The sequence below is a fragment of the Deinococcus sp. AB2017081 genome (assembly GCF_034440735.1).
In the GTDB taxonomy this organism is placed as follows: Bacteria; Deinococcota; Deinococci; order Deinococcales; family Deinococcaceae; genus Deinococcus; species Deinococcus rufus.
Genome location: NZ_CP140098.1, coordinates 1,624,865 through 1,646,932, shown reverse-complemented (window position 1 = coordinate 1,646,932; position 22,068 = coordinate 1,624,865). Strand labels below are relative to the sequence as shown.

General features: G+C 68.8%; 16 protein-coding genes. 12 read left to right on the top strand and 4 right to left on the bottom strand.

Annotation, left to right across the window (positions count from 1 at the left end):
• Nucleotides 1–62: 62 nt before the first annotated feature.
• Complete coding sequence (locus U2P90_RS07975; RefSeq protein ID WP_322474499.1) at nt 63–719, bottom strand: hypothetical protein; 657 nt, start codon at nt 717–719, stop codon at nt 63–65.
• Entirely contained in the window at nt 716–3,739 is a 3,024-nt protein-coding gene (gene uvrA, locus U2P90_RS07970; protein WP_322474677.1) for an excinuclease ABC subunit UvrA, read from the bottom strand. The genes U2P90_RS07975 and uvrA overlap by 4 nt, the downstream gene beginning before the upstream one ends.
• A 488-nt stretch (nt 3,740–4,227) precedes the next feature.
• Here uvrA and U2P90_RS07965 point away from each other — a divergent pair, with 488 nt between their 5' ends.
• The 10 genes from U2P90_RS07965 to U2P90_RS07920 all read left to right on the top strand — a co-directional run bounded on the left by U2P90_RS07965 (nt 4,228) and on the right by U2P90_RS07920 (nt 17,965).
• The gene (locus U2P90_RS07965) at nt 4,228–6,015 is read left to right on the top strand and encodes a DEAD/DEAH box helicase (RefSeq protein ID WP_295820738.1); all 1,788 of its coding nucleotides are present in this window, start codon (nt 4,228–4,230) and stop codon (nt 6,013–6,015) included.
• A 376-nt stretch (nt 6,016–6,391) separates the two neighbouring features.
• On the top strand, nt 6,392–8,098 hold the full coding sequence (ilvB, locus tag U2P90_RS07960) for a biosynthetic-type acetolactate synthase large subunit (RefSeq protein WP_322474498.1): 1,707 nt from the start codon (nt 6,392–6,394) through the stop codon (nt 8,096–8,098).
• A gap of 85 nt (nt 8,099–8,183) precedes the next feature.
• Nucleotides 8,184–8,783: an acetolactate synthase small subunit gene (gene ilvN / locus U2P90_RS07955; protein ID WP_322474497.1), complete on the top strand. Its 600-nt coding sequence runs from the start codon at nt 8,184–8,186 to the stop codon at nt 8,781–8,783.
• Nucleotides 8,784–9,230 (top strand): hypothetical protein, encoded by a 447-nt coding sequence (locus U2P90_RS07950; protein ID WP_322474496.1) that lies wholly within the window; start codon nt 8,784–8,786, stop codon nt 9,228–9,230.
• Nucleotides 9,231–9,273: 43 nt separating this feature from the next.
• A complete protein-coding gene (ilvC, locus tag U2P90_RS07945) occupies nt 9,274–10,284 on the top strand; it encodes a ketol-acid reductoisomerase (protein ID WP_322474495.1) in 1,011 nt (336 codons plus the stop codon).
• Nucleotides 10,285–10,548: 264 nt separating this feature from the next.
• Entirely contained in the window at nt 10,549–12,879 is a 2,331-nt protein-coding gene (locus U2P90_RS07940) for a hypothetical protein (RefSeq protein WP_322474494.1), read from the top strand.
• Nucleotides 12,880–12,988: 109 nt separating this feature from the next.
• On the top strand, nt 12,989–15,316 hold the full coding sequence (locus tag U2P90_RS07935) for a beta strand repeat-containing protein (protein WP_322474493.1): 2,328 nt from the start codon (nt 12,989–12,991) through the stop codon (nt 15,314–15,316).
• A 179-nt stretch (nt 15,317–15,495) separates the two neighbouring features.
• Nucleotides 15,496–17,064, top strand: a complete 1,569-nt coding sequence (locus tag U2P90_RS07930) for a 2-isopropylmalate synthase (RefSeq protein ID WP_322474492.1) — start codon at nt 15,496–15,498, stop codon at nt 17,062–17,064.
• Between the two features lie 89 nt (nt 17,065–17,153).
• A complete protein-coding gene (locus U2P90_RS07925; RefSeq protein WP_322474491.1) occupies nt 17,154–17,669 on the top strand; it encodes an O-methyltransferase in 516 nt (171 codons plus the stop codon).
• Between the two features lie 2 nt (nt 17,670–17,671).
• Nucleotides 17,672–17,965 carry an antibiotic biosynthesis monooxygenase family protein gene (locus U2P90_RS07920; RefSeq protein WP_322474490.1) on the top strand — a complete coding sequence of 98 codons (294 nt, stop codon included), beginning with the start codon at nt 17,672–17,674 and terminating at the stop codon, nt 17,963–17,965.
• Nucleotides 17,966–18,032: 67 nt separating this feature from the next.
• On the opposite strand, the gene U2P90_RS07915 is transcribed toward U2P90_RS07920, so the two are convergent.
• Both U2P90_RS07915 and U2P90_RS07910 read right to left on the bottom strand, forming a co-directional pair.
• Nucleotides 18,033–18,710: a hypothetical protein gene (locus U2P90_RS07915; RefSeq protein ID WP_322474489.1), complete on the bottom strand. Its 678-nt coding sequence runs from the start codon at nt 18,708–18,710 to the stop codon at nt 18,033–18,035.
• A 10-nt stretch (nt 18,711–18,720) separates the two neighbouring features.
• The gene (locus tag U2P90_RS07910; protein ID WP_295823259.1) at nt 18,721–19,047 is read right to left on the bottom strand and encodes an HNH endonuclease; all 327 of its coding nucleotides are present in this window, start codon (nt 19,045–19,047) and stop codon (nt 18,721–18,723) included.
• A 304-nt stretch (nt 19,048–19,351) separates the two neighbouring features.
• Here U2P90_RS07910 and U2P90_RS07905 point away from each other — a divergent pair, with 304 nt between their 5' ends.
• Both U2P90_RS07905 and U2P90_RS07900 read left to right on the top strand, forming a co-directional pair.
• Complete coding sequence (locus U2P90_RS07905; protein ID WP_322474488.1) at nt 19,352–19,951, top strand: hypothetical protein; 600 nt, start codon at nt 19,352–19,354, stop codon at nt 19,949–19,951.
• Between the two features lie 23 nt (nt 19,952–19,974).
• Nucleotides 19,975–21,981, top strand: coding sequence for a hypothetical protein (locus U2P90_RS07900; RefSeq protein ID WP_322474487.1), 2,007 nt, complete (start codon nt 19,975–19,977; stop codon nt 21,979–21,981).
• Nucleotides 21,982–22,068: the final 87 nt, after the last annotated feature.

Genomic DNA, 22,068 nt, shown 5'->3' with positions numbered 1-22,068 from the left:
GGTGGTGCCGAGTCTACCGCCCGCACGTTAGAGCACGGAGAAGGATGTCCCGCCAGTGTCGGTCACGCGGGAACGTTGCCCGTGTCCTGGCGGGCCTGCCGGCGCAGCACGGCCCGGTAGATGATGCCGGTCAGCTGCCGCACGAAGCTGAAGCCGAGGCCCAGCCCCATGGCGAGTAGGGCCGTGCGCTGGAAGGTGGCGTTGGCGGGCAGCGTCAGCTGCGGGTCGATCTTCGTGCCGTAGCGGCCCACGGCCAGCAGCACGCCCGCGTACAGCACGGCGGCGAAGGGCAGCACCAACGGCCCCCCGGAGTGCTTGATGAGCAGTACTGAGAACAGTGCCCCGCCCACCAGCGGCAGGATCACCAGCCACTGCGCGGGCGGCGGCTCCGGGCTGAAGTACCCCAGCCCCCCCAGCGCCAGCCCGATGTACCCGAACCACCCGCCGAACTCGTCGGCCAGCAGGGTCAGCAGCACCCAGACCAGCAGCAGGGTGGGCCATTCACCCGGCGTCCACATGAAGTAGGCCAGTGCCAGCACGGACATGATGCCGCCGAAGAGCCGCAGGAAGGCCAGGAACTGGCCCCGGTGGCGCAGTTCCGCCGGCGTGCGGATCCGGCGGCGGCGCGTGGGCACGGGCGACACCGGGGCCTGAGGCTCCACGGTCACCCCGGCGAGATCAGGCGGTGACGTGGGGGTCGGCTCCGGGCGCTCGGTCATGCTGCTCCCTTCTTAGCACGTCCTTTCCGCACCGGGGCAGTGCCGACCAGTTCGCGTTCCGGCTGTGCGGCCGCCGGGACGATGCCCGGCACCTTCCGCAGGTACTCGCCGGTGTGGCTGGTGGGGTGGGCCGCCATCTCCTCGGGGGTGCCGGTGGCGACGACTGTACCGCCGCGCACACCGCCTTCCGGGCCCAGGTCGATGAGGTGGTCGCCGCACTTCATGACGTCGAGGTTGTGCTCGATGATGACCAGGGTGTTGCCGCCGTCCACGAGGCGCTGCAGCACCTCCATGAGCTTGCGGACGTCCTCGAAGTGCAGGCCCGTGGTGGGCTCGTCGAGGATGTAGATGGTCTTGCCGGTCGCGCGCTTGCTCAGTTCCGTGGCGAGCTTGATGCGCTGCGCCTCGCCGCCCGAGAGCGTGGTGCTCGGCTGCCCGATGCGCATGTAGCCCAGGCCCACGTCGAGCAGCAGCTGCATCTTGCGCTGGATGGGCGGGATCGCCTCGAAGAAGGTGTTCGCGTCCTCGACGGTCATGTCCAGCACGTCGGCAATCGTCCTGCCGTTGTACTTCACCTCCAGCGTCTCGCGGTTGTAGCGGGCTCCCTTGCAGACCTCGCACGGCACGTAGATGTCCGGCAGGAAGTTCATCTCGATCTTCATGACGCCGTCGCCCTTGCAGTGCTCGCAGCGCCCGCCCTTCACGTTGAACGAGAAGCGCCCCGCGAGGTACCCGCGCCGCCGCGCTTCCGGCGTGCGGGTGAACAGGTCGCGGATCTCGGTGAACACGCCGGTGTACGTGGCGGGGTTGCTGCGCGGCGTGCGTCCGATGGGACTCTGGTCGATCTCGATGACCTTGTCGAGGTGCTCCATGCCCTCGATGCGGTCGAACTTCCCAGGCGTGGTCTTCGCGCCGTTCAGCTCTTTCGCCAGGGTGGCGTGCAGGATGTCGTGGATCAGGGTGCTCTTGCCGCTGCCGGACGGGCCGGTCACGACGGTCATGGTGCCGAGCGGGATCTCGATGTCCACGTTCTGCAGGTTGTGCTCGCGCGCGCCGATGACCTTCAGGCGCTTGCCGCTGCCCCGGCGGCGCTCGGCGGGCACCTCGATCTTCAGCTCTCCGCGCAGGTAGCGGCCGGTCAGGCTGTTCTTGTCGCGCCTGACCTGCTCGGGCGTACCCACCGCGACCACCTCGCCGCCGTGCACGCCGGCCCCCGGGCCCATGTCCACGAGGTAGTCGGCCTCCATCATGGTGTCCTCGTCGTGCTCGACGACAATCAACGTGTTGCCCAGGTCGCGCAGGTGCTTGAGCGTGCCGATCAGGCGGTGGTTGTCCTTGGGGTGCAGGCCGATGCTGGGCTCGTCGAGCACGTACAGCACGCCCGTCAGCCCGCTGCCGACCTGTGTGGCGAGCCGGATGCGCTGCGCCTCTCCCCCACTCAGGGTGTTCGCGGTGCGGTCGAGGCTCAGGTAGTCGAGGCCCACGTCCACCAGGAACTTCAGCCGCGTGCGGATCGCCTTGAGGATCGGCGCAGACACAGCCGTGCCGAAGTCGTTCAGGACGTACTCGTACTTGCGGGGCGCGTGCGCCTTCGCCTCGCCGCCGAGGTGCCCCCCGAGGTACGGCTCGATGGTCGCGTGGTCGAGCGCCCCGTCCTGCAACTGCCGGAAGTACGCGTCGGCGTCGAGCACGCTCATGGCGCTGGCCTGCGAGATGTTCAGGCCGCCCACCCGCACCGCCAGGATCTCCGGCTTGTACCGCGTGCCGCCGCACGTGGGGCACGGCCGCAGCTCCATCAGCTCCTCCAGCTTCTCGCGCATGAACTCCGACTCGGTGTCCGCATAGCGGCGCTCCAGATTGGCGATGACCCCCTCGAACTCGGTCGTGAAGCGCATGGTCTCCTTGCCGCCCCGGCGGTAGACGACCTCGAAGGGCTGTCCCGGCCCATACAGCACGGCCTTCTGGGCCTTCGCGCTCAGCTCGCGCCACGGGGCCTTCAGATCGAACTCCAGATGCTCGGAGAGGGCCTTGAGCTTGTCCCAGTAGTACACGCCGCCGCCCGTGCCCTTCTTGCTCCACGGCAGGATCGCGCCCTCGGCGATGCTGAGGCGCTCGTCGATCACCAGTTCCGGCGAGAACTCCTGCTTGCTGCCCAGGCCAGCGCAGTCGGGGCACGCCCCGTATGGGTTGTTGAAGGAGAAGGAGCGGGGCTCCAGTTCCTCCAGCACGCTGCCGTGTTCCGGGCACGCGAACTTCTCGGAGTACAGCTCCTCGTGCGCGCCGCCGTCCTCGCCGCCGTCGGGCATCAGCACGCGCAGCAGGCCCTCGCCGCGGCGCAGGCCGAGTTCCACGCTCTCCGCCACGCGGCTGCGGTCGGCCTCGCGCAGCGTCACGCGGTCGATCACCACGTCCACATCGTGCTTCTCGAACTTCTCCAGCTTCAGCTTCTCAGCTTCCTCCAGCTCGTACAGCGTGCCGTCCACGCGCACCCGCGCGAAGCCCTCGCGGCGCAGGTCGCCGAACAGCTTGCGGTACTCGCCCTTGCGGCCCCGCACGACCGGCGCGAGCAGGATCGCGCGCTTGTCGAGGAAGCCCGCGAGCAGGCGATCCGTGATCTCGCTGGGGCTCTGCTTCTCGATCTTGCGCCCGCAGATGGGGCAGTACGGCGTGCCCACGCGGGCGTACAGCAGCCGCAGGTAGTCGTGGATCTCGGTGACGGTGCCGACCGTGGAGCGCGGGTTGTGGCTGGTCGTCTTCTGGTCGATGGAGATGGCCGGCGACAGGCCCGTGATGCTCTCCACGTCCGGCTTCTCCATCAGGCCCAGGAACTGGCGGGCGTATGCGGACAGGGACTCGACGTAGCGGCGCTGGCCCTCGGCGTAGATGGTGTCGAAGGCCAGGGTGCTCTTACCGCTGCCGGACACACCCGTGATCACCACGAACTGGTCGCGCGGAAGCTCCACGGTGATGTCCTTGAGGTTGTGTTCCTTCGCGCCGCGGACGATCAGGTTGCTCTGCAAGGTGGGGGCTCCTTTTTTCCTGTCCTGCACAGCATGCAGCGTCACAGGCGGGTTATGACTGGGGCGTAAGGCACAATACGTCCTACGCTCTGAAACGGGCCATTCTAGCAGGACGGGCCGGGATCGGGCTAGGCGTCAGGACATGGCGGGAATGGGCAACAAGGAAACGAATCAGGGAGGCGGGGTCCGCGGGTCAACCCTCCGCCCCGCCGGGGCACCTCCCCTCAAGGGGAGGCAAGGATGTGATGGTTGGCTCCCCCCCAGGGGAGCTGGCCGCGCAGCGGACTGAGGGGTTCACGCAGGTGGGCGAGCCTGGCAAGCCGAGAATCCTCCCCACCCCCCTTGCACTCGCTCCAGCTTTCCTGTATGGTTCTTCCTTGTGCGCCGACCGGGAGTCACCCGGCGGCCGGAGAGTGCCCCACACTCAGGACGAGCTTTCGCGATAAGGCGTTTGTAGTTCACAGGGGACTTTCCCGAAAGGACTACAAATGAATTTTGATCAACTGATCGCGCCCGAACTTGCGGCGCGCCTCGCTGAGCGCGGTATCACGGAAGCCACCTCCATTCAGGTCGAGAGCCTGCCCCAGACGCTGGCCGGCAAGGATCTGATCGGCCGTGCCCGCACCGGCACCGGCAAGACGCTGGCCTTCGCGCTGCCGATCATCCAGGCGCTGGCCCCCAGCCGCGAGCGTGGCCGCCTGCCCCGCGCCATCATCGTGGCCCCCACCCGCGAACTCGCCAAGCAGGTCGCGGACGAGTTCTCCAAGAGCGGCGGCGAACTGGTCACCGTGACCGTGTATGGCGGGGCTTCCTACGGCCCGCAGGAGAACGCCCTGCGCCGTGGCGTGGACATCGTCGTGGGTACGCCGGGTCGCCTGATCGATCATCTGGATCGCGGCAACCTGGATCTCGGCGACGTGAAGTTCGCGGTGCTCGACGAGGCCGACGAGATGCTGTCGGTGGGCTTCGCCGAGGCCATCGAGACCATCCTGGAAAAGACGCCGGCCGAGCGCCAGACCATGCTGTTCAGCGCCACGCTGAACGGTGACGTGCGCCGCCTGAGCAAGAAGTACATGAACGAGCCCGTCGTGGTGGACGTGGTGGGCGAGGGCAAGAGCCAGGCCGCGCAGACGGTCGAGCACCTGAAGATCAAGGTGGGCCGCAGCCGCACCCGCGTGCTGGCCGACCTGCTCACCGTGTACAACCCGGAGAAGGCCATCGTCTTCACCCGCACCAAGCGCGAGGCGGACGAACTGGCGAACGAACTGATTCACCGTGGTCTGGAGTCCGAGGCGCTGCACGGCGACCTGGCGCAGACGCAGCGCGAGCGTGCCCTGGGGGCCTTCCGCAGCGGCCGTGTGGGCGTGCTCGTGGCGACCGACGTCGCCGCGCGTGGCCTGGACATCCCCGAGGTCGATCTGGTGGTGCAGTACCACCTGCCGCAGGATCCCGAGAGCTACGTGCACCGTTCGGGCCGCACCGGCCGCGCGGGCCGCACCGGCACCGCCGTGATCATGTACTCCGACCGGGAGCAGCGTGACGTGGCGGGCCTGGAACGCATCACGGGCGTGCGCTTCGCCGAGCGCGGCCTGCCCACGCCCAAGGAAGTGGCCCAGGCCAGCGCCAAGGCCAGCGCCGACGCCGTCCGTAAGGTCGACAGCGACGCCGCCGCCGGCTTCCAGTCCGAGGCCGAACGTCTGTTCAGCGAACTGGGCCTGGAGGCCCTGACCCGCGCCCTGGCCAAGATCAGCGGCGTGACCGAGCCCCTGAAGGCGGCCAGCCTGCTGTCCGGCGAGGAAGGCCTGACCACGGTCATCCTGCACGGCGAGCGCCTGGGCGTGGCCCGCACGGTCGCCCTGCTGGCCCGCGTGGGTGATGTCGACACGCGCCGCCTGGGCAAGGTGCGCCAGTGGCGCGGCGGCACTGTGGCCGACGTGCCCAGCGAGTTCATCGCCAAGCTGATCGCCGCCAACCCCCTGGAAGGCGAGATCCAGATCGAAGTCGCGCAGGAACTGCCGGAACTGTTCGAGGCCCCGACCCGGGAACGCCAGGGCGGCTCGTACCAGGGCGGCGGCAACCGCGGCTACCGCGACGAGGGTGGCTACCGTGGTGGCCGCTCCGGCGGCGGCAACAGCGGCGGCGGCCAGGGCCGCTGGAGCCGTGACGGCGGCCAGGGCGGCGGGAACCGTGGGGGCGGCCAGGGCCGGTACGCCGACCGCAACCAGGGTCAGGCCCGTCCCCGCGAGGACTTCGCCGACCGTGAATTCCGCGGCTGAGTCCAGCTGAAGGAAGGATCCCCGTCCGTGTGGCGGGGGTCTTCCGTTGATGCCGGGTGCGTGGCGCCGATCCCGACTCGGGCGCTGGGCGCGGCACCAGTGGGGTGGCGCGTGTGCGTTGCGGCAGCGTCCTGAGTGTCCCCCAGCCCGTTCCGCCCGCCCGTCTAGACCCGGCTTGCCTTCCTCATGCGGCGCGCCGTAAGCTGACCGGCATGAGTGCGGCTCTCGTGGTGGTAATTCTTGGCGTCGGGGATCTTCGAGGCTGAGCGTTACCGCGTGCCGCATCCCCCGCCCACCACAGAGGCGGGGGTTTTTCATAGGGAGGCTGGGCAGCATGGCGAAAGAAGGTGCAGACGGGCAACGGGATCGCGGTGACATGACCGGCGCGAAGGCGCTGTGGGCGACGCTCGCGAACCACGGCATCACGACCGTGTTCGGCTACCCCGGCGGGGCGATCATGCCGGTGTACGACGCGCTGACGTTCTACCCGGAGGTGCGGCACGTGCTCACGCGCCACGAGCAGGGCGCGGCGCACGCCGCCGAGGGCTGGGCCAAGGCGACGGGCGAGCTCGGCGTGTGCATGGCGACGAGCGGGCCCGGCGCGACGAACCTCGTGACGGGCCTCGCGGACGCCATGCTGGACAGCGTGCCGCTGCTGGCGATCACGGGGAACGTGGCGCGGCACCTGATGGGCACGGACGCCTTCCAGGAGGCGGACATCACCGGGATCACGCTGCCCATCACGAAGCACAACTACGTGGTGCGCGAGGTCGAGGATCTGCCGCGCATCGTCGCGGAGGCGATCCGCATCGCGCGTAGCGGGCGGCCGGGACCGGTGCTGGTGGACATTCCCAAGGACATCCAGCTCGCGGCGTTCCACGGGGAGATCCCCACGCCGCACGCCCGCCCGGAGATTCCCGCACCCACCCCCGAATCGATCGAGCGGGCCCGCGAGCTCCTGCGGGGCGCGAAGCAGCCGGTGATGATGGTCGGCGGTGGGGCGCTCGACGCCGCCCCGGAGATCACGGCGCTGGCCCGCGCGTGGGACATCCCCGTGATCACGACCCTGATGGGCCTGGGGGCCTTCCCGTCCAGCGACCCGCTGTGGCTGGGCATGCCCGGCATGCACGGCAGCGTGGCCGCGAACCGGGCGATCAGCGAGGCGGACGTGCTGCTGGGCATCGGCCTGCGTTTCGACGACCGGGTGACGGGCCGCGTGAACGGCTTCGCGCCGAAGGCCAGCATCATCCACGTGGAACTGGACGCCGCGGAGATCGGGAAGATCATCCGCACGCATGTGCCGGTGCGCGGCGACGCGAAGGTGGCCGCCGCCCAGCTGACCGAGGGCGCGCAGAAGATCCTGACGCCCGAGTGGAAGGCCACGCTGGACGAGTGGACGTCCCGCACGGTCACGCCCGAGACGTGGGGCGCGGGCTACGCCGTGAAGGCCGTCGTGGATCGCCTGACACCCGACGACATCCTGAGCAGCGACGTGGGACAGCACCAGATGCTCGCCGCGCAGCTCGCCCGCTTCGAGAAACCCCGCCGCTGGATCAACTCCGGCGGGCTGGGCACCATGGGCTTCGGCTTCCCCGCCGCGATCGGCGCGGGCATGGCGGAACCCGGCGTGCGCAGTGTGGTGATCGCCGGGGACGGCGGCTTCCAGATGACCGCGCAGGAACTCGCCACGCTGAAGATGTACGACATCCGCAACGTCAAGATCTGCATCATCAACAACTCCTTCCTGGGCATGGTGCGCCAGTGGCAGGAGATGTTCCACGAGAAGCGCTACTCGGAGGTGTGGCTGGGCGACAGCAACCCCGACTTCGTGAAACTGGCCGATGCCTACGACGTGCCCGGCTACCGCGCGACCAGCGCCGAGGAGCTGCCCGCCGCCATCGACGCATGGCTGGCCGACCCGAAATCCGCGCTGCTGGAGGTCGTCGTGCCGCACGAGCACGGCGTCTTCCCGATGGTGCCCGCCGGCGCGGCACTGTCCGAACTCATCGAGACCGAGCCCAAACGCACCCCCGACCTGAGTGACGCCATGGAACACGCCGCCGAGGAGGCCAACAAAGCATGAACAGGAATCTGATGGGAGCCGGCGGACTCTGGATGGACATCCGGGCACGGGGGAACGCAACGGGCCGCACGACTACGGAGCGCGCATGACCGCTCAGGATCAACTCCTCTCCCTGCTCGTCCGCGACGAACCGCGCGTCCTGACCCGCATCACGGCCCTGTTCGGGCGGCGCGGGTACAACATCAAGAGCCTGTCGGTCGGCACCACCGAGCACCCCGGCGTGTCCCGCATGACCATCGTCGTCCACGGCGACCGCGGCGTCGTCGAACAGGCCATCAAACAGCTCGAGAAGCTGCACGACGTCGTGAAGATCATCGACCACAGCCTCGAGAAGTTCGTCGACCGGGAACTCGTGCTCGTCAAGGTCGCCATCACGCCCGACAGCCGCGTGGAAGTCCGCCAGATCGCCGAGGACTTCCGCAGCCGCATCGTCGACGTCGGCCGGCACGCCCTGACCTTCGAGGTCACCGGCGACGAGGGCAAACTCACCGCGTTCATCGAGCAGATGCGCCCCTTCGGCATCCTGGAGACCATGCGCACCGGCCGGATCGCCCTGACGCGCGGCAGCAACGCAGACATCCCCACCCACGTCTACCACGCGGGCGAGACCGAGGCGCTGAAACCCGTGATGGAAGGGGTCGAGGCACGAGAAGAGCGGGCGCGGCACGTGCCGAACCTGTTCTGAGTGGCCGAGAAATCTAGATCTGGAAACTACCTGATGTGGGTTCTGGAGCCCGCCTTTTTTACTCAGCTTGATGTCTCTCCCGACGTTCCCGTGCTGGCCTCGACTATGGATCAGACGGACAGACGCTGGCTCCTCGGGATCAGTGAAATGTTTCTGGAAGGCAACGTCAGATTGACGGGAGTGCGTCTAGAGGCCAAGAATTGGGAGAATCTCTCGTTCGCCTTACACAAGGCAGCGGATGCCCAGGTCGAACCCCATGTCCAGAGCACGGACTGGGCAGGTGAGTTCGGCGTGCTGGCCGGATTCGCCTACGACGGTAACGACCTGAAGGCCCACGGATATCTCCGCGATTCCGAGTACTACTACTGCGAAATGACGTTCCAGAAGCCTGAACTGTACGTCGAGTACTTCGACCGTCGTGAGTTCACTCCCCACGCCCTCCCCTAGCCCACACATCCCCCCGTACCCCCACCTGTAGGAGAATCCACGAATGGCAGCAACAATGTATTACGACCGTGACGTCAACACCGACATCCTCGAGAACAAGCTGGTCGCGATCATCGGCTACGGCTCGCAGGCGCACGCGCACGCGCAGAACCTGCGGGACAGCGGCTTCAACGTGGTCGTGGGCCTGCGCGACGGCTCTTCCAGCAAGGCCAAGGCCGAGCAGGCCGGGCTGCGCGTGGCAAGCATCGAGGACGCCGTGAAGGAAGCGGACGTGGTCATGCTCCTGATCCCGGACGAGCAGCAGCCGAAGACGTACGAGCAGAGCATCGCCCCGAACCTGACGGACGGCAAGGCGCTGGCGTTCGGGCACGGCTTCAACGTTCACTTCGGGCGGATCAAGCCGCCGGCGGGCGTGGACGTGTTCCTGGTCGCGCCGAAGGGCCCCGGTCACATGCTGCGCCGCGTGTACGCGGACGGCGCGGGCATGCCCGGTATCTTCGCCGTGCAGCAGGACGCGACCGGGAAGGCGCGCGAGATCGCCCTGGCGTACGCGCGCGGCATCGGCTGCACGAAGGCCGGCGTGCTGGAGACGACCTTCAAGGAGGAGACCGAGACCGATCTGTTCGGCGAGCAGTCGGTGCTGTGCGGCGGTGTGACGCACCTGATCCAGGCGGGCTTCGAGACGCTGGTCGAGGCCGGGTACCAGCCGGAGATCGCGTACTTCGAGACGCTGCACGAGGTGAAGCTGATCGTCGACCTGATCTACGAGAAGGGCTTCGAGGGCATGCGCCACTCGATCAGCAACACCGCCGAGTTCGGCGACTACGTGACGGGGCCGCGCATCATCACGTCGGAGACGAAGGCCGAGATGGGCCGCGTGCTGGGTGACATCCAGAGCGGCGCGTTCGCGAAGCGCTTCATCGACGACGCGGAGGCCGGCTTCCCGTACATGAACGAGCAGCGCGGCAAGATGCGCACGCACACGCTGGAGACGGTCGGCAAGGAACTGCGCGACCAGATGCCCTTCATCACGAAGAAGGCCCTGGAAGTCTAGGCACGCCTCCAGGGGCCAGGAGATACGGGGAGACCCGACTCCTGGCCCCTGCTGTCGTTCGGGGATCGGGTCGCTGCGGCCCCGGTCGGGTGGATTCCGGACACACCACGCCAGCGCCCGGAGCTGGCCTCTGCCCGGGAGTGGCGCCCCGGGAGGGCATGGCACGCGCCCCGCCCTCCCGAGAATGGGGTGGTCATTGTGATGTTTCCGACATGGCCTGCACGTACGGTAGACAGTATGTTGGCCGTGCACTCACAATTCGGTATGGTGCGCGCCCGTGCCGTGATCTGGATGTGGACGCTGATCCGGTGTGTGCTTGCCGCGGTGATACTGGCCCTGGCGGCCATGCCGGCGTCGGCGCAGGTGGCGTTCAGCGCCCGCTACACCAACACCGCGACCAGCGGCGACATCGTCCTGATCGGGAACGTGAACTACCACTGCTCGACCGCGAACCCGCCCGCGACCGCCGCGCAGGTCACGGCCTGCAACACCGCGCGCACGGCCGGCAACCAGTCGGTCACCAACAACGGCGTGTACATGGTGGCCGTGGACACGGACAGCAACGCGGCGACCACCAACTCCAGTTCTGCCACACTGACGCTGCAGTCGGGCAGCAGCGTGCTGTTCGCAGGCCTGTACTGGGCGGGAATCAGTTCAAGCGCCACGAACCGGGCATCGGCGGTGTTCGCCACGCCGGCGGGCTCGTCCACCGTCACGGCGACCACCACGGCCGTGATCGGCTCCACGTACCAGTCCTTCGTGAACGTGACCTCCCTGGTACAGGCCGGCGGGAACGGCATGTACACGGTGGGGAACATCGCGAGCACGCAGGGGGCGACGTACTGGGGCGGGTGGACGCTGGTCGTGGCGTACCGCAACACGGCGCTGCCCACCAGGAACCTCGCGGTGTTCGACGGACTGCTGCAGGCGAACAATGCGGCCACGCCGGTGGACATCACGGTGAGCGGGTTCCTCACACCCAGTTTCGGCACGGTGAACAGCACGATCGGCGTGGTCGCGTATGACGGCGACGCCGGTCAGGCTGAAGGGGCCAGCGCGACGCCCACGGGCAGCCTGCGGTTCGGGCCGAACACGGCGGCGCTGAGCACCGTGTCGAACACCGTGAACCCGGTCAACGACGTGTTCAACTCGTCGATCTCCACGACCACGGGCACGGCCGGCGCGGGCACGAACGTCACGACCGGGCGCACCCCGGCGTATACGAACACGCTGGGCGTGGACATCGATACCTTCACGCCGAACACCCCGCTGCCCAACGGCAGCACCTCGGCGGTGGTGCGCGTGATCGGCACGAGCGGTGACGTGATCTTCCCGGGGATCATCACGCTGGCCACGGAGATCTTCGTGCCGAACATCAAGGACTCGCTGACCAAGACCGTGACGGATGTCAACGGCGGTGCGCTGCTGCCCGGCGACGTGCTGGAATACGATCTGACCGTCAAGAATCAGGGCAACGACGGGGCCGTGAATGTGGTGCTGACCGACCCGATTCCATCCAACACCACGTTTGTCCCTGGCTCGATCACCACCACCCTGATCAACGCTGGCCTCAAGACCGATGCGGGCGGCGACGACCAGGCGGAGTACGACACGGCGACCAACCGGGTGGTGGCACGGCTGGGCACCGGGGCGACCGCCACCACCGGCGGCACCCTGGCTCCCGGCACAGAGACCCACCTGATCTTCCGGGTCACGGTGAATTCTGGAACCCCGGGCGACACCACGATCAACAACACGGGCACCGTGACCTACCGCCAGCAGACCCTGGGCACCACCGTGAGCGACACCAGTGACAGCGATCCCGTGGCAGCGGGCGACCAGCCGGCGACCATCCGGGTGGCCACGCCGGATCTCAGGGTGGACAAGTTCCACACCGGCAACTTTGCCCCGGGCGTGCCCGGCACCTTCACATTGCGGGTGACCAACAGCGGCTCGGCCCCCACGATCGGTACCGTGACCGTGACCGATACCCTGCCCGCGGGCATGACGGCCCAGAGCATCAGCGGCACCGGCTGGACGTGCACCCTGTCGCCGCTGGCGTGCACCACGGGGGCGATCCTGCCCCCGGGCAGCGCCTATCCGGACATCGCCCTCGCGGCCTCGGCACCCGGGGGCACGTATACCAACTCGGCCACCGTGTCGGGCGGTGGCGAGGGCAGCAGTGCCGCCGGCAACAACACGGACACCGACAGCGTGACGGTGGTCACCTCGCCACCCCCCAACGTCGTCGTGACCAAGACCGTACAGAACGTGACCCGATCCGGCAGCGTCACGACCAGCAACAGCGCGAGGCCCGGCGACGTACTGGAGTACTGTGTCAGCTTCAGCAATACCGGCAGGACGGTCAGCCCGGTCACCGTGAGAGACACCCTGCCCGCCAACACGGATCCGGAGCTCGATGCCTACGGTACCGGGCTCGGCCTCCGGCTCACCATAGGTGCGGTCACCACCACCCTGACCTCGGCCGCCGACACCGACGCTGCGTCGCTGGTGGGGCAGGCCGTGACCCTGAGTCTGGGCAGCCTGTCGAGCACGAATGGCGGCAGCGTGTGTTTCCGCGCCCGCGTGCGCTGACGCCACCGCACCATCCGGTGCAGAATCCGCACCCCCCACCGCACCCCCCCTATCACATGAGAAACCTGCTGAAGGCACGGTGGACTCATGATTAAGATGCAGGAACAGGATGCGACCACTTGTTCTGCCACAGACGTTCCGACCGCTCCTGCTGAGGCTGGTGGCGCTGGTCAGCGTCTGCCTGACGTGGGCCGGCGCACAGACGAACTTCAGCGCGCGGTACACGAACACGGCCACCAACGGCGACATCGTCCTGATCGGCAACGTCAACTATCACTGCTCGCTGTCGACGGCGCAGGCCACGTCCGCACAGATCAGCACGTGCAACTCCGCCCGCACGGCCGGAAACCAGACGGCCACCAACAACGGCGTGTACATGATCCCGGTGGACTCCGACAGCAACGCGGCCACGACCAATTCCAGCTCCGCGACCCTGAGCCTGGGCAGCGGGAGCAGCGTCCTGTTCGCCGGGCTGTACTGGAGCGGGATCAGCACCAGCGCCACGAACCGCGCCACCGTCACCTTCGCCACGCCCTCCGGGCTGAGCACGCTCACCGCCGGTAGCACCAGCGTCATCGGCGGGAACACCTACCAGTCCTTCGCGAACGTGACCGCACTCGTGCAGGCGGGGGGCAGTGGGGTCTACACCGTCGGGAACATTGCCAGCACGCTCGGGGCCGCGAACTGGGCCGGGTGGTCACTGGTCGTGGCGTACCGGAACGCGGCGCTGCCCACCAGGAACCTCGCGGTGTTCGACGGCTTTCTCCAGGCCAGCACTCCGGCGACGCCGCTGGACATCACGGTCAGTGGCTTCCTCACGCCCAGCATCGGTACCGTGAAGAGCACGATCGGTGTGGTGGCGTGGGACGGCGACGCCGGGCAGGCGGAGGGGGCGTCAGCGACACCCCAGGGCAGCCTGCGGTTCGGGCCGACCACGGCGGCGCTCAACACCGTGTCGAACACCGTGAACCCCGTGAACGACGTGTTCAACTCGTCGATCTCCACGACCACGGGGACGGCCGGCGCGGGCACGAACGTCACGGCGGGCCGCACGCCCAACTTCACGAACACGCTGGGCATGGACATCGACACCTTCACACCAAACACCCCGCTGCCGAACGGCAGCACCTCGGCGGTGGTGCGCGTGATCGGCACGAGCGGTGACGTGATCAATCCGGGCGTGATCACGCTGGCCACGGAGATCTTCGTGCCGAACATCAAGGATTCCCTGACCAAGACCGTGATGGATGTCAACGGCGGTGCGCTGCTGCCCGGCGACGTGCTGGAATACGATCTGACCGTCAAGAACCTGGGCAACGACAACGCGGTGAACACCGTGCTGACCGACGCCATCCCCGCCAACACCACCTTCGTCCCCGGGTCGATCCGGTTCACCCTGATCAACGCTGGCCCCAAGACCGATGCGGGCGGCGACGATCCGGCGGAGTACGACACGGCGACCAACCGGGTGGTGGCACGGCTGGGCACCGGGGCGACCGCCACCACCGGCGGCACCCTGGCTCCCAACGCCGAGACCCACCTGATCTTCCGGGTCACGGTGAACGCCGCCACGACCGGCGATACGGTGATCAGCAATTCCGGCACCGTGACCTACCGCCAGCAGACCCTGGGCACCACCGTGAGCGACACCAGTGACAGCGATCCCGTGGCAGCGGGCGACCAGCCGGCGACCATCCGGGTGGCCACGCCGGATCTCACGGTGGACAAGTTCCACACCGGCACGTTCACGCCGGGCGTGGCGGGCACTTTCACGCTGCGCATCTCGAACGGCGGCGCGGCCCCCACCTTCGGCACCGTCACGGTCACGGACACGCCGCCTGCGGGCCTGACGGTTCAGGCCATCAGTGGCAGCGGCTGGACGTGCGTGCTCGCCACCCGCACCTGCACGCGCAGCGACGTCCTGGCTGTGGGTGCCAGCCACCCGGACATCACCGTGACGGCCGTGGCGGCTACGGCCGGCACCTTCGCCAACGTGGCCAGCGTGAGCGGCGGCGGCGAGGGCACGTCTGCAACCGGCAACAACGCGGACTCGGACAGCGTGCAGGTGGTCGCGCTGCCGCCTGCCGTGACCCTGACCAAGCGCGTCCGCAACGTCACGACCGGCTCGGCTGCCGGCACGCTGGCGACCGCCCGTCCGGGAGAGACGCTGGAGTACTGCGTGAGCTTCAGCAACACCGGCGGAACCGCCCTGGACTTTGTCGTACAGGACACGCTGGATCCGGCCACGACGGCCGTGCTCGACGCCTACGGCCCCGGCCTGGGCCTGCAGCTGACCGTGAACGCGGCCACCACCACCCTGACCTCGGCCGCCGATGCCGATGCCGGCACGCTGAGCGCCCAGCAGATCACGCTGAACCACGGCACGCTGACCCCGGGCACCACGGGCAGCGTGTGCTTCCGCGCCCTGATCCGCTAGACGACCCTTGCACTGAGCCCCCTCCCGCGCTTACCCTGGGCGCATGTCCAGTTTCGGCCTGCTTCTTCTTACCCGTCCTCCGGTGGAGTGAACGGCCAGGAGCGCATGGTCTGAACCCCCCGGAGGAGCCCCCTCCGGGGCTTTTCGTTTGCCGCCCTCACCCCGCACAGGAGCCCACCATGACCCAGCAAGACACGCCTGCCCAAGCCGAACGCATCCGCATCTTCGACACGACCCTGCGCGACGGCGAGCAGTCACCCGGCGTGGCGCTGAACCACACGCAGAAACTGGAGATCGCGCACCAGCTGGCGCGGCTGGGCGTGGACGTCATCGAGGCGGGCTTCCCCATCGCGTCGCCCGGTGATCTGGAGGGCGTGAGCCGCATCGCGCGCGAGGTGCGCGGGCCGATCATCGCCGGGCTGGCGCGGGCGGGCCGCCCGGACATCGAGGCCGCCGCGAAGGCCGTGGAGGCCGCCGAAAAGCCGCGCATCCACACGTTCATCGCCACGAGCCCCATCCACATGCAGAAGAAGCTGAACCTGGAGCCCGACGCCGTGGTGGAGCGCGCCGTGCAGGCCGTGCAGTACGCCCGCACCTTCGTCGACGACGTGGAATTCAGCGCCGAGGACGCCACCCGCAGCGAGTGGGCCTTCCTGGTGCGGATCTTCAAGGCCGCCGTGGAGGCCGGCGCGACGACCATCAACGTGCCGGACACCGTGGGCTACACCACCCCGAAGGAGATGCGCGAGCTGTTCGCCTACCTGAAGGGCGAACTGCCCGCCCACGTGATCCTGTCGAGCCACTGCCACGACGACTTGGGCATGGCGGTCGCGAACTCCATCGCCGCCGCCGAGGGCGGTGCGCGGCAGATCGAGTGCACCGTGAACGGCATCGGCGAGCGCGCCGGGAACGCCAGCCTGGAGGAGATCGTCATGGCGTTCCACACCCGCCGGGACGTGTACGGCTTCGAGACCGGCATCCGCACCCGCGAGATCTACCGCGCCAGCCGCATGATCTCCCGCCTGAGCGGCATGCCGGTGCAGCCGAACAAGGCCATCGTCGGCGACAACGCCTTCGCGCACGAGTCCGGCATCCACCAGGACGGCGTGATTAAGGCCCGCGAGACGTACGAGATCATGAACGCCGAGATGGTCGGCCGCGAGGCCGCCGTGCTGGTCATGGGCAAGCACTCCGGCCGCGCCGCATTCCGCAAGGCCCTGACCGACCTGGGCTACGCCGACATGCCCGACGACAAGGTGCAGTCCCTGTTCGCGCGCTTCAAGGACATGGCCGACCGCAAGGGCCAGATCTACGCCGACGACCTGCGCGCCCTGGTCGACGCCCGCAGCGACGTCCCACAGACCTTCACCCTGGACGGCTTCCAGATCACGTCCGGCATGAACATGACCCCCGTCGCGTTCGTGCGCCTGGAGACCCCGGACGGCCCCGTGGACGCCACCGCGCACGGCGACGGCCCCGTCGAGGCCGCGTTCCAGGCCATCAACAAGATCACGGGCCTGACCCCCACCCTGGAGACGTACCGCATCCAGGCCGTCACCAGCGGCGGGGACGCCCTCGGCGAGGTCAGCATCAGCGCCCGGCACGGGGAGACGCTTCTCCACGGCACCGGCGTCGCCACCGACGTCGTCGAGGCCAGCGCCCGCGCGTGGGTGCGCATCCAGAACATGATCGTGGCCGGCATGGGGGCCGAGCGGCGGCAGGGCGACTTCGCGCCGGGGCGGATCTGAGGATGGAGGATCGGTCGCCGCGGCGCGGCTGATGGTGCATGGGCGGGGCACAGGTTCCCGCCCATCTCCATTGAAGGAGGACGTAGACGATGATCGACACCGCGCCATTCCGGCACACTGCCGCCCGGCTCGGCTTCGATGCCAGTGGCGACGCTGCCACCAGCGCCATCCTCCGGACGCTGGCGGCCAGCAAGCCAGCCGGACGAATGCTCGAACTGGGCACGGGCGTGGGCTTCGGCACGGCGCACCTGCTCGCCGGGATGGATCGCGCCGCCCGGAACCTGCTGGGCACTGACCCACGTGTGACGTTCACCGTGCAGGACGGCACGGACTGGCTTCACGCCCACCAGGGGCAGCACGACGATCTGATCTTCGCGGACACGTGGCCCGGCAAGTTCTGGACGCTGGATGAGACGCTGAGTCTACTGGCACCGGGCGGGATCTACGTTATCGACGATCTGTTGCCCCAGGCGAACTGGCCCGACGGACACCAAGAGAAGGTGGACGCGCTCCGGGCTGACCTGAACTCCCTCACCGACCTGCACTGCGCGTTCCTCGACGACGCCACGGGGCTGATGCTCTGTACCCGAATCCGAAAGGAGTGACCATGATCCTCGAAATCGCCATGCTCAACGTCCGCCCCGGCCAGACTGCCGACTTCGAGGCCGCCTTTGCCCACGCTCAGCACATCATCGCCAGCATGAAGGGCTACGTGCGTCACGAGCTTCAGCAGTGCGTCGAGGACGACCACAAGTACGTGCTGCTGGTGTGGTGGGACACGCTGGAGGATCACACCGTCGGCTTCCGGGGCAGCGCCGGGTATCAGGAATGGCGGGCGCTGCTCCACCACTTCTACGACCCCTTCCCGACCGTCGAGCACTTCCGGCAGGTTCTGCCGTAAAGCAGACTGGTCGTCCAGCTCACCGCTGACGGCACATCGTGGAGCGGTCAGCCGGTGCCCAGCCCCGTCACTCCACCCGCGTCCACGTCGGCAGTCCGGCGCACAGCACCTCGACCATGCCGCTGTCGGAGGCGATGAACAGGTGGCGGTAGCGGGGGCGGCTGCGCAGTTCTGCCTCCCACTGCTCGCGCATCTCGCGGGCCTGGGCTTGAAGGGTGTCCAGATCGGGCTCCTCGCCGTCCGGCCAGGAGATCACCACATCCAGACCACCGGAGACCTGATCCTCTGGCCGGTAGTAGCGACCGGTGGGCTCCGGCCACGACGGGTTGTCGGACAGCGGCTCCGGCCGCGACGCGACGGGCGGGCCATACGGCGGAAACGCCCCCACCGCCGGGTTGTCGTCCAGGATCTCCTCTATCCACGGGTTCGGGAAGTTCACGACCTCGTGCAGGAAGCGGCGTTCGGTGCCCGGCCGCCACGCATAGGCGTGGGCGTACGGCCCGCTGTAGAACTCGTCGAAGACCTCCAGCGCGAAGATCTGACCCTGGAAGGAATCCCACTCCAGCCGCACGACCGGCCGCCCATCTTCCGGGGCATCCATGTCAGACAGCTCTACTGTCAGGGCCGGGGAGTCCGTCCACCGCTGCTCCAGCCGCGTGACCATCGGCCGGGCAAGGGCGTTCACGGCGGCACTCAGGGCGTCATCCGGCCACGGCGCGAACTCGTAGCGCGAGAACCGTTCCATACGGCCCATGTCAGTGCACCCGCACGCCCTTGGTCATGGGCTGCTTCTGCACCCACTTCACGAACTTCTGCACCTCCTCGCGCGCCAGGATGGCCTCGACGGTGTTCAGCTCGTTCGCCAGTTCTGAATTGCTGAACGTCTTGCTCAGGTAGCCCTGGCATGCCGGGCACATCTTCACGGTGGGAATCTCGCCCAGTTTCACGCCCTGGCGGCGGCCCTGCGACTTGGGCACGAGGTGGTGGTCGGTGAGGTTCGGGGCCTCGCGGCCGCACAGCACGCAGACCTCCGGGGGCTTGGGTTCCGCATACCAGCTGTCCTCTCCACGTTTCCGGGCCATACGGGCAGGATACGCGGCGGGCCTCCGGTGGGTGCGGACGGCTCGCATGGTGCAGGCGCAACCTTCGGCGAGATGGCGGCGTATCCGGGTCATGCGCGTCCGGGTCCGTGACCTCGGACGCGCGTGAGAGGAGCGAAAGAATCCGGATCGTAGGGTGATCCCTGAGCGGAGGACGCCGGGCGGGTGGCGCGCAGATGCGCCTCGCCAGGCCCCGACGTCTGTCTATAGTGACCCGAGTGCCAGTGGAGGAATTTATCGTGCAGGCCGACCATATCACCCCACCGTCCACGCGCGGACGGCACCCGTGAGCGCCTTCCTGACCACCGTCCTGACCTTCCCCACCGTGCTGTGGAGCGTGCTGCTCGCCGCGTGCGGCGCGTACTGGGCCCTGACCGCGGCCGGACTGCTGCACTCCGGCGACGACGGCGGCGTGGAGGACGCCGGCGTGCTGGCCCGCGCCGGGCTGGGCGGCGTGCCCGCGTCGGTCGTGCTGACCGCCCTGACGCTGTCCGGGTGGCTGGCGAGCTACTTCGCGCACCTGCTGCTGCTGCCGGCCGTGTCCGGCAGCGCGCGGGCGCTCGTGGGGCTCGCGGTGCTGCTCGGCTCGCTGGCCGTGGCGACCGCCGTGACCCGCGCGCTGCTGCGGCCCCTGCGCGCCGTGGCCGCCCGCGTGAGCCCCCCGGCGGCGCGGCCACTCGCGGGCCGGGTGGGCACCGTGACCTCGCCGCACGTGGACGAGACGTCGGGCCGCGCGGCCGTCGAGGACGGTGGGGCCGGCCTGATCCTGGAGGTGCGCGCGCAGCCGCCGGACCGCCCCCGGCGCGGCGACCGGATCGTGATCCTGTCGCACGACCGCGCCACGAACACCTACGCCGTGACCTCCGAAGACCGTTTCGACGCCTGAGCCCACCCCTGCAAGGAGCTGCCATGCCTGACCTGTCCCTCGTCCTGCCCTTCGTGATCGGCCTCGCGGTGCTGCTGGTGGTGCTGCTGGGCGTGATCGGCCTCGTGCGCGCGTTCTACGTGAAGGTCGAGCAGGGCACCGCGCTGATCGTGAACGACCTGAGCGCCACGCCCAAGGTGCGCTTCACGGGCGCGCTGGTCATTCCCGTGCTGTACAAGGCCGAGAGCATGCGCATCAGCCTGATCACACTGCAGGTCGACCGGCGCGGCAAGGAGGGCCTGATCTGCCGGGACAACATCCGGGCGGACATCACGGTCGCGTACTACCTGCGCGTGAACGAGACGACCGAGGACGTCCTGAAGGTCGCCAAGGCCATCGGCGCGAACCGCGCGTCCGACCGCGCCGCCGTGGACGAGCTGTTCAACGCGAAGTTCAGCGAGGCCCTGAAGACCGTGGGCAAGAAGTTCGAGTTCACGGAGCTGTTCGACAAGCGCGAGGAGTTCCGCGACGCCGTGATCAGCGTGATCGGCCGCGACCTGAACGGCTACGTGCTCGAGGACGTCGCCATCGACTACCTGGAGCAGACGCCCAAGGCGCTGCTGGACGAGAACAACATCATGGACGCCGAGGGCATCCGCAAGATCACGCAGCTCACCGCGCAGCAGAACGTGGTCACGAACGAGCTCACGCAGAACCAGCACCTCGCCATGACGAAGAAGAACGTCGAGACGCGCGAGTCCACCCTGGCCCTGGAACGCCAGCAGGCGGAGGCGGAGGCCCGCCAGAAGCGCGAGATCGAGACCATCCAGGCGCGCGAGCACGCCGAGACCGAGAAGGTGCGCGAGGAACAGCGGCTGGTGTCCGAGCAGGCGCGCATCGCCACGGCCGAGCAGGTGCAGATCCGCGAGCAGGAACGCCAGCGGCAGGTGGAGATCGCGGAGCAGAACCGCCTGCGCGCCATCGCCATCGAGGCCGAGCGGGTCCGGCGGGCCGCGCAGCTGGAGGCCGTCACGACCGCCCGCGAGGTCAAGCTGCAGGAGGTCGAGCGCGACAAGGTCGTCGAGCAGGGCGTCATGGACGTGGCAAACATCACGCGCGAGCGCATCTCGATCGACAAGACCGTGGCGCAGGAGGAGGAACGCATCAACGAGGTGCGCGAGGTGAGCGCCGCCGACCGCGCCAAGCAGGTGCGCGTCATGGACGCCGAGGCCGCCGCGCAGGAGGTGCTGATCCAGCAGATCAAGGCCGCGGAGGCCGCCGAGGCCGCCGCGAAGCACCGCGCCGTGGAACTCACCACCCTGGCCCAGGCGGAGTTCGACGCCGCGTCCAGGCAGGCGGAGGCGAAGAAGATCCTCGCGGACGCGGTGCGCGTGGAGCAGGCCGCGCCGGGACTGGCCGCCGCGCTCGTGCAGGAGGCGAACGCCAGCGCCCTGGAGAAGGTCGGGACGGCCGAGGCGCGCGTGATCGAGGTGAAGGCCGAGGCGAACTACAAGCAGGGCAGCGCCGACGCCCGCGTGCTCGCCGAGCGTCTGGCCGCCGAGGCCGACGGCGAGGCGAAGATGGGCAGCGCCCGCGCCGCCGCCACCGAGGCCCTGGGCAGCGCCGAGGCGAGCGCCACCGGCCGCAAGATGAGCGCCGAGGCCGAGGGCCTGACCGCGAAGTTCGAGGCGATGGGCCGCATGAGCCCCGAGGCCCGCAGCCACGAGGAGTTCCGCATGGCGCTGCAGACCAGCCTGGAGCAGGCCCTGGCGACCCTGGACACCGACAAGGCCGTGAGCCGCGAGAACGCCGAGGTGATCGCCAGCGCCCTGCGCGGCGCGAAGATCGACCTCGTGGGCGGCGAGGGCGGCATGTTCGAGGCGCTGAGCAAGGCCGTGTCGCTCGGCCGCGCCGTCGAGGGCTTCACCGCCAAGAGCCCGCTGGTGCAGGAACTGCTGGAGACGTACCTGGGCGTGAGCCCCAGGCCCGCCGACGCGCCCACGCCGCCCGCGCCGCCCACCGTGATCCGGCCCGTGGTCGAGCAGCGCTGAGGACCGGCCATCCCCGGCCCGCGGAGCCGACCGTGGGCCGGCGGGCCGACCCGCCCCGCTCCCGCCCCTCCCCCACCCGAGGATCAC

Excerpts from the sequence above, each read along its gene's own strand:
- U2P90_RS07975 (WP_322474499.1), bottom strand. The coding sequence starts at position 719 with ATGACCGAGCGCCCGGAGCCGACCCCCACGTCACCGCCTGATCTCGCC.
- U2P90_RS07965 (WP_295820738.1), top strand. The coding sequence starts at position 4,228 with ATGAATTTTGATCAACTGATCGCGCCCGAACTTGCGGCGCGCCTCGCT.
- ilvB (WP_322474498.1), top strand. The coding sequence starts at position 6,392 with ATGACCGGCGCGAAGGCGCTGTGGGCGACGCTCGCGAACCACGGCATC.
- ilvN (WP_322474497.1), top strand. The coding sequence starts at position 8,184 with ATGACCGCTCAGGATCAACTCCTCTCCCTGCTCGTCCGCGACGAACCG.
- ilvC (WP_322474495.1), top strand. The coding sequence starts at position 9,274 with ATGGCAGCAACAATGTATTACGACCGTGACGTCAACACCGACATCCTC.
- U2P90_RS07940 (WP_322474494.1), top strand. The coding sequence starts at position 10,549 with ATGGTGCGCGCCCGTGCCGTGATCTGGATGTGGACGCTGATCCGGTGT.
- U2P90_RS07935 (WP_322474493.1), top strand. The coding sequence starts at position 12,989 with ATGCGACCACTTGTTCTGCCACAGACGTTCCGACCGCTCCTGCTGAGG.
- U2P90_RS07930 (WP_322474492.1), top strand. The coding sequence starts at position 15,496 with ATGACCCAGCAAGACACGCCTGCCCAAGCCGAACGCATCCGCATCTTC.
- U2P90_RS07925 (WP_322474491.1), top strand. The coding sequence starts at position 17,154 with ATGATCGACACCGCGCCATTCCGGCACACTGCCGCCCGGCTCGGCTTC.
- U2P90_RS07920 (WP_322474490.1), top strand. The coding sequence starts at position 17,672 with ATGATCCTCGAAATCGCCATGCTCAACGTCCGCCCCGGCCAGACTGCC.
- U2P90_RS07915 (WP_322474489.1), bottom strand. The coding sequence starts at position 18,710 with ATGGAACGGTTCTCGCGCTACGAGTTCGCGCCGTGGCCGGATGACGCC.
- U2P90_RS07910 (WP_295823259.1), bottom strand. The coding sequence starts at position 19,047 with ATGGCCCGGAAACGTGGAGAGGACAGCTGGTATGCGGAACCCAAGCCC.
- U2P90_RS07900 (WP_322474487.1), top strand. The coding sequence starts at position 19,975 with ATGCCTGACCTGTCCCTCGTCCTGCCCTTCGTGATCGGCCTCGCGGTG.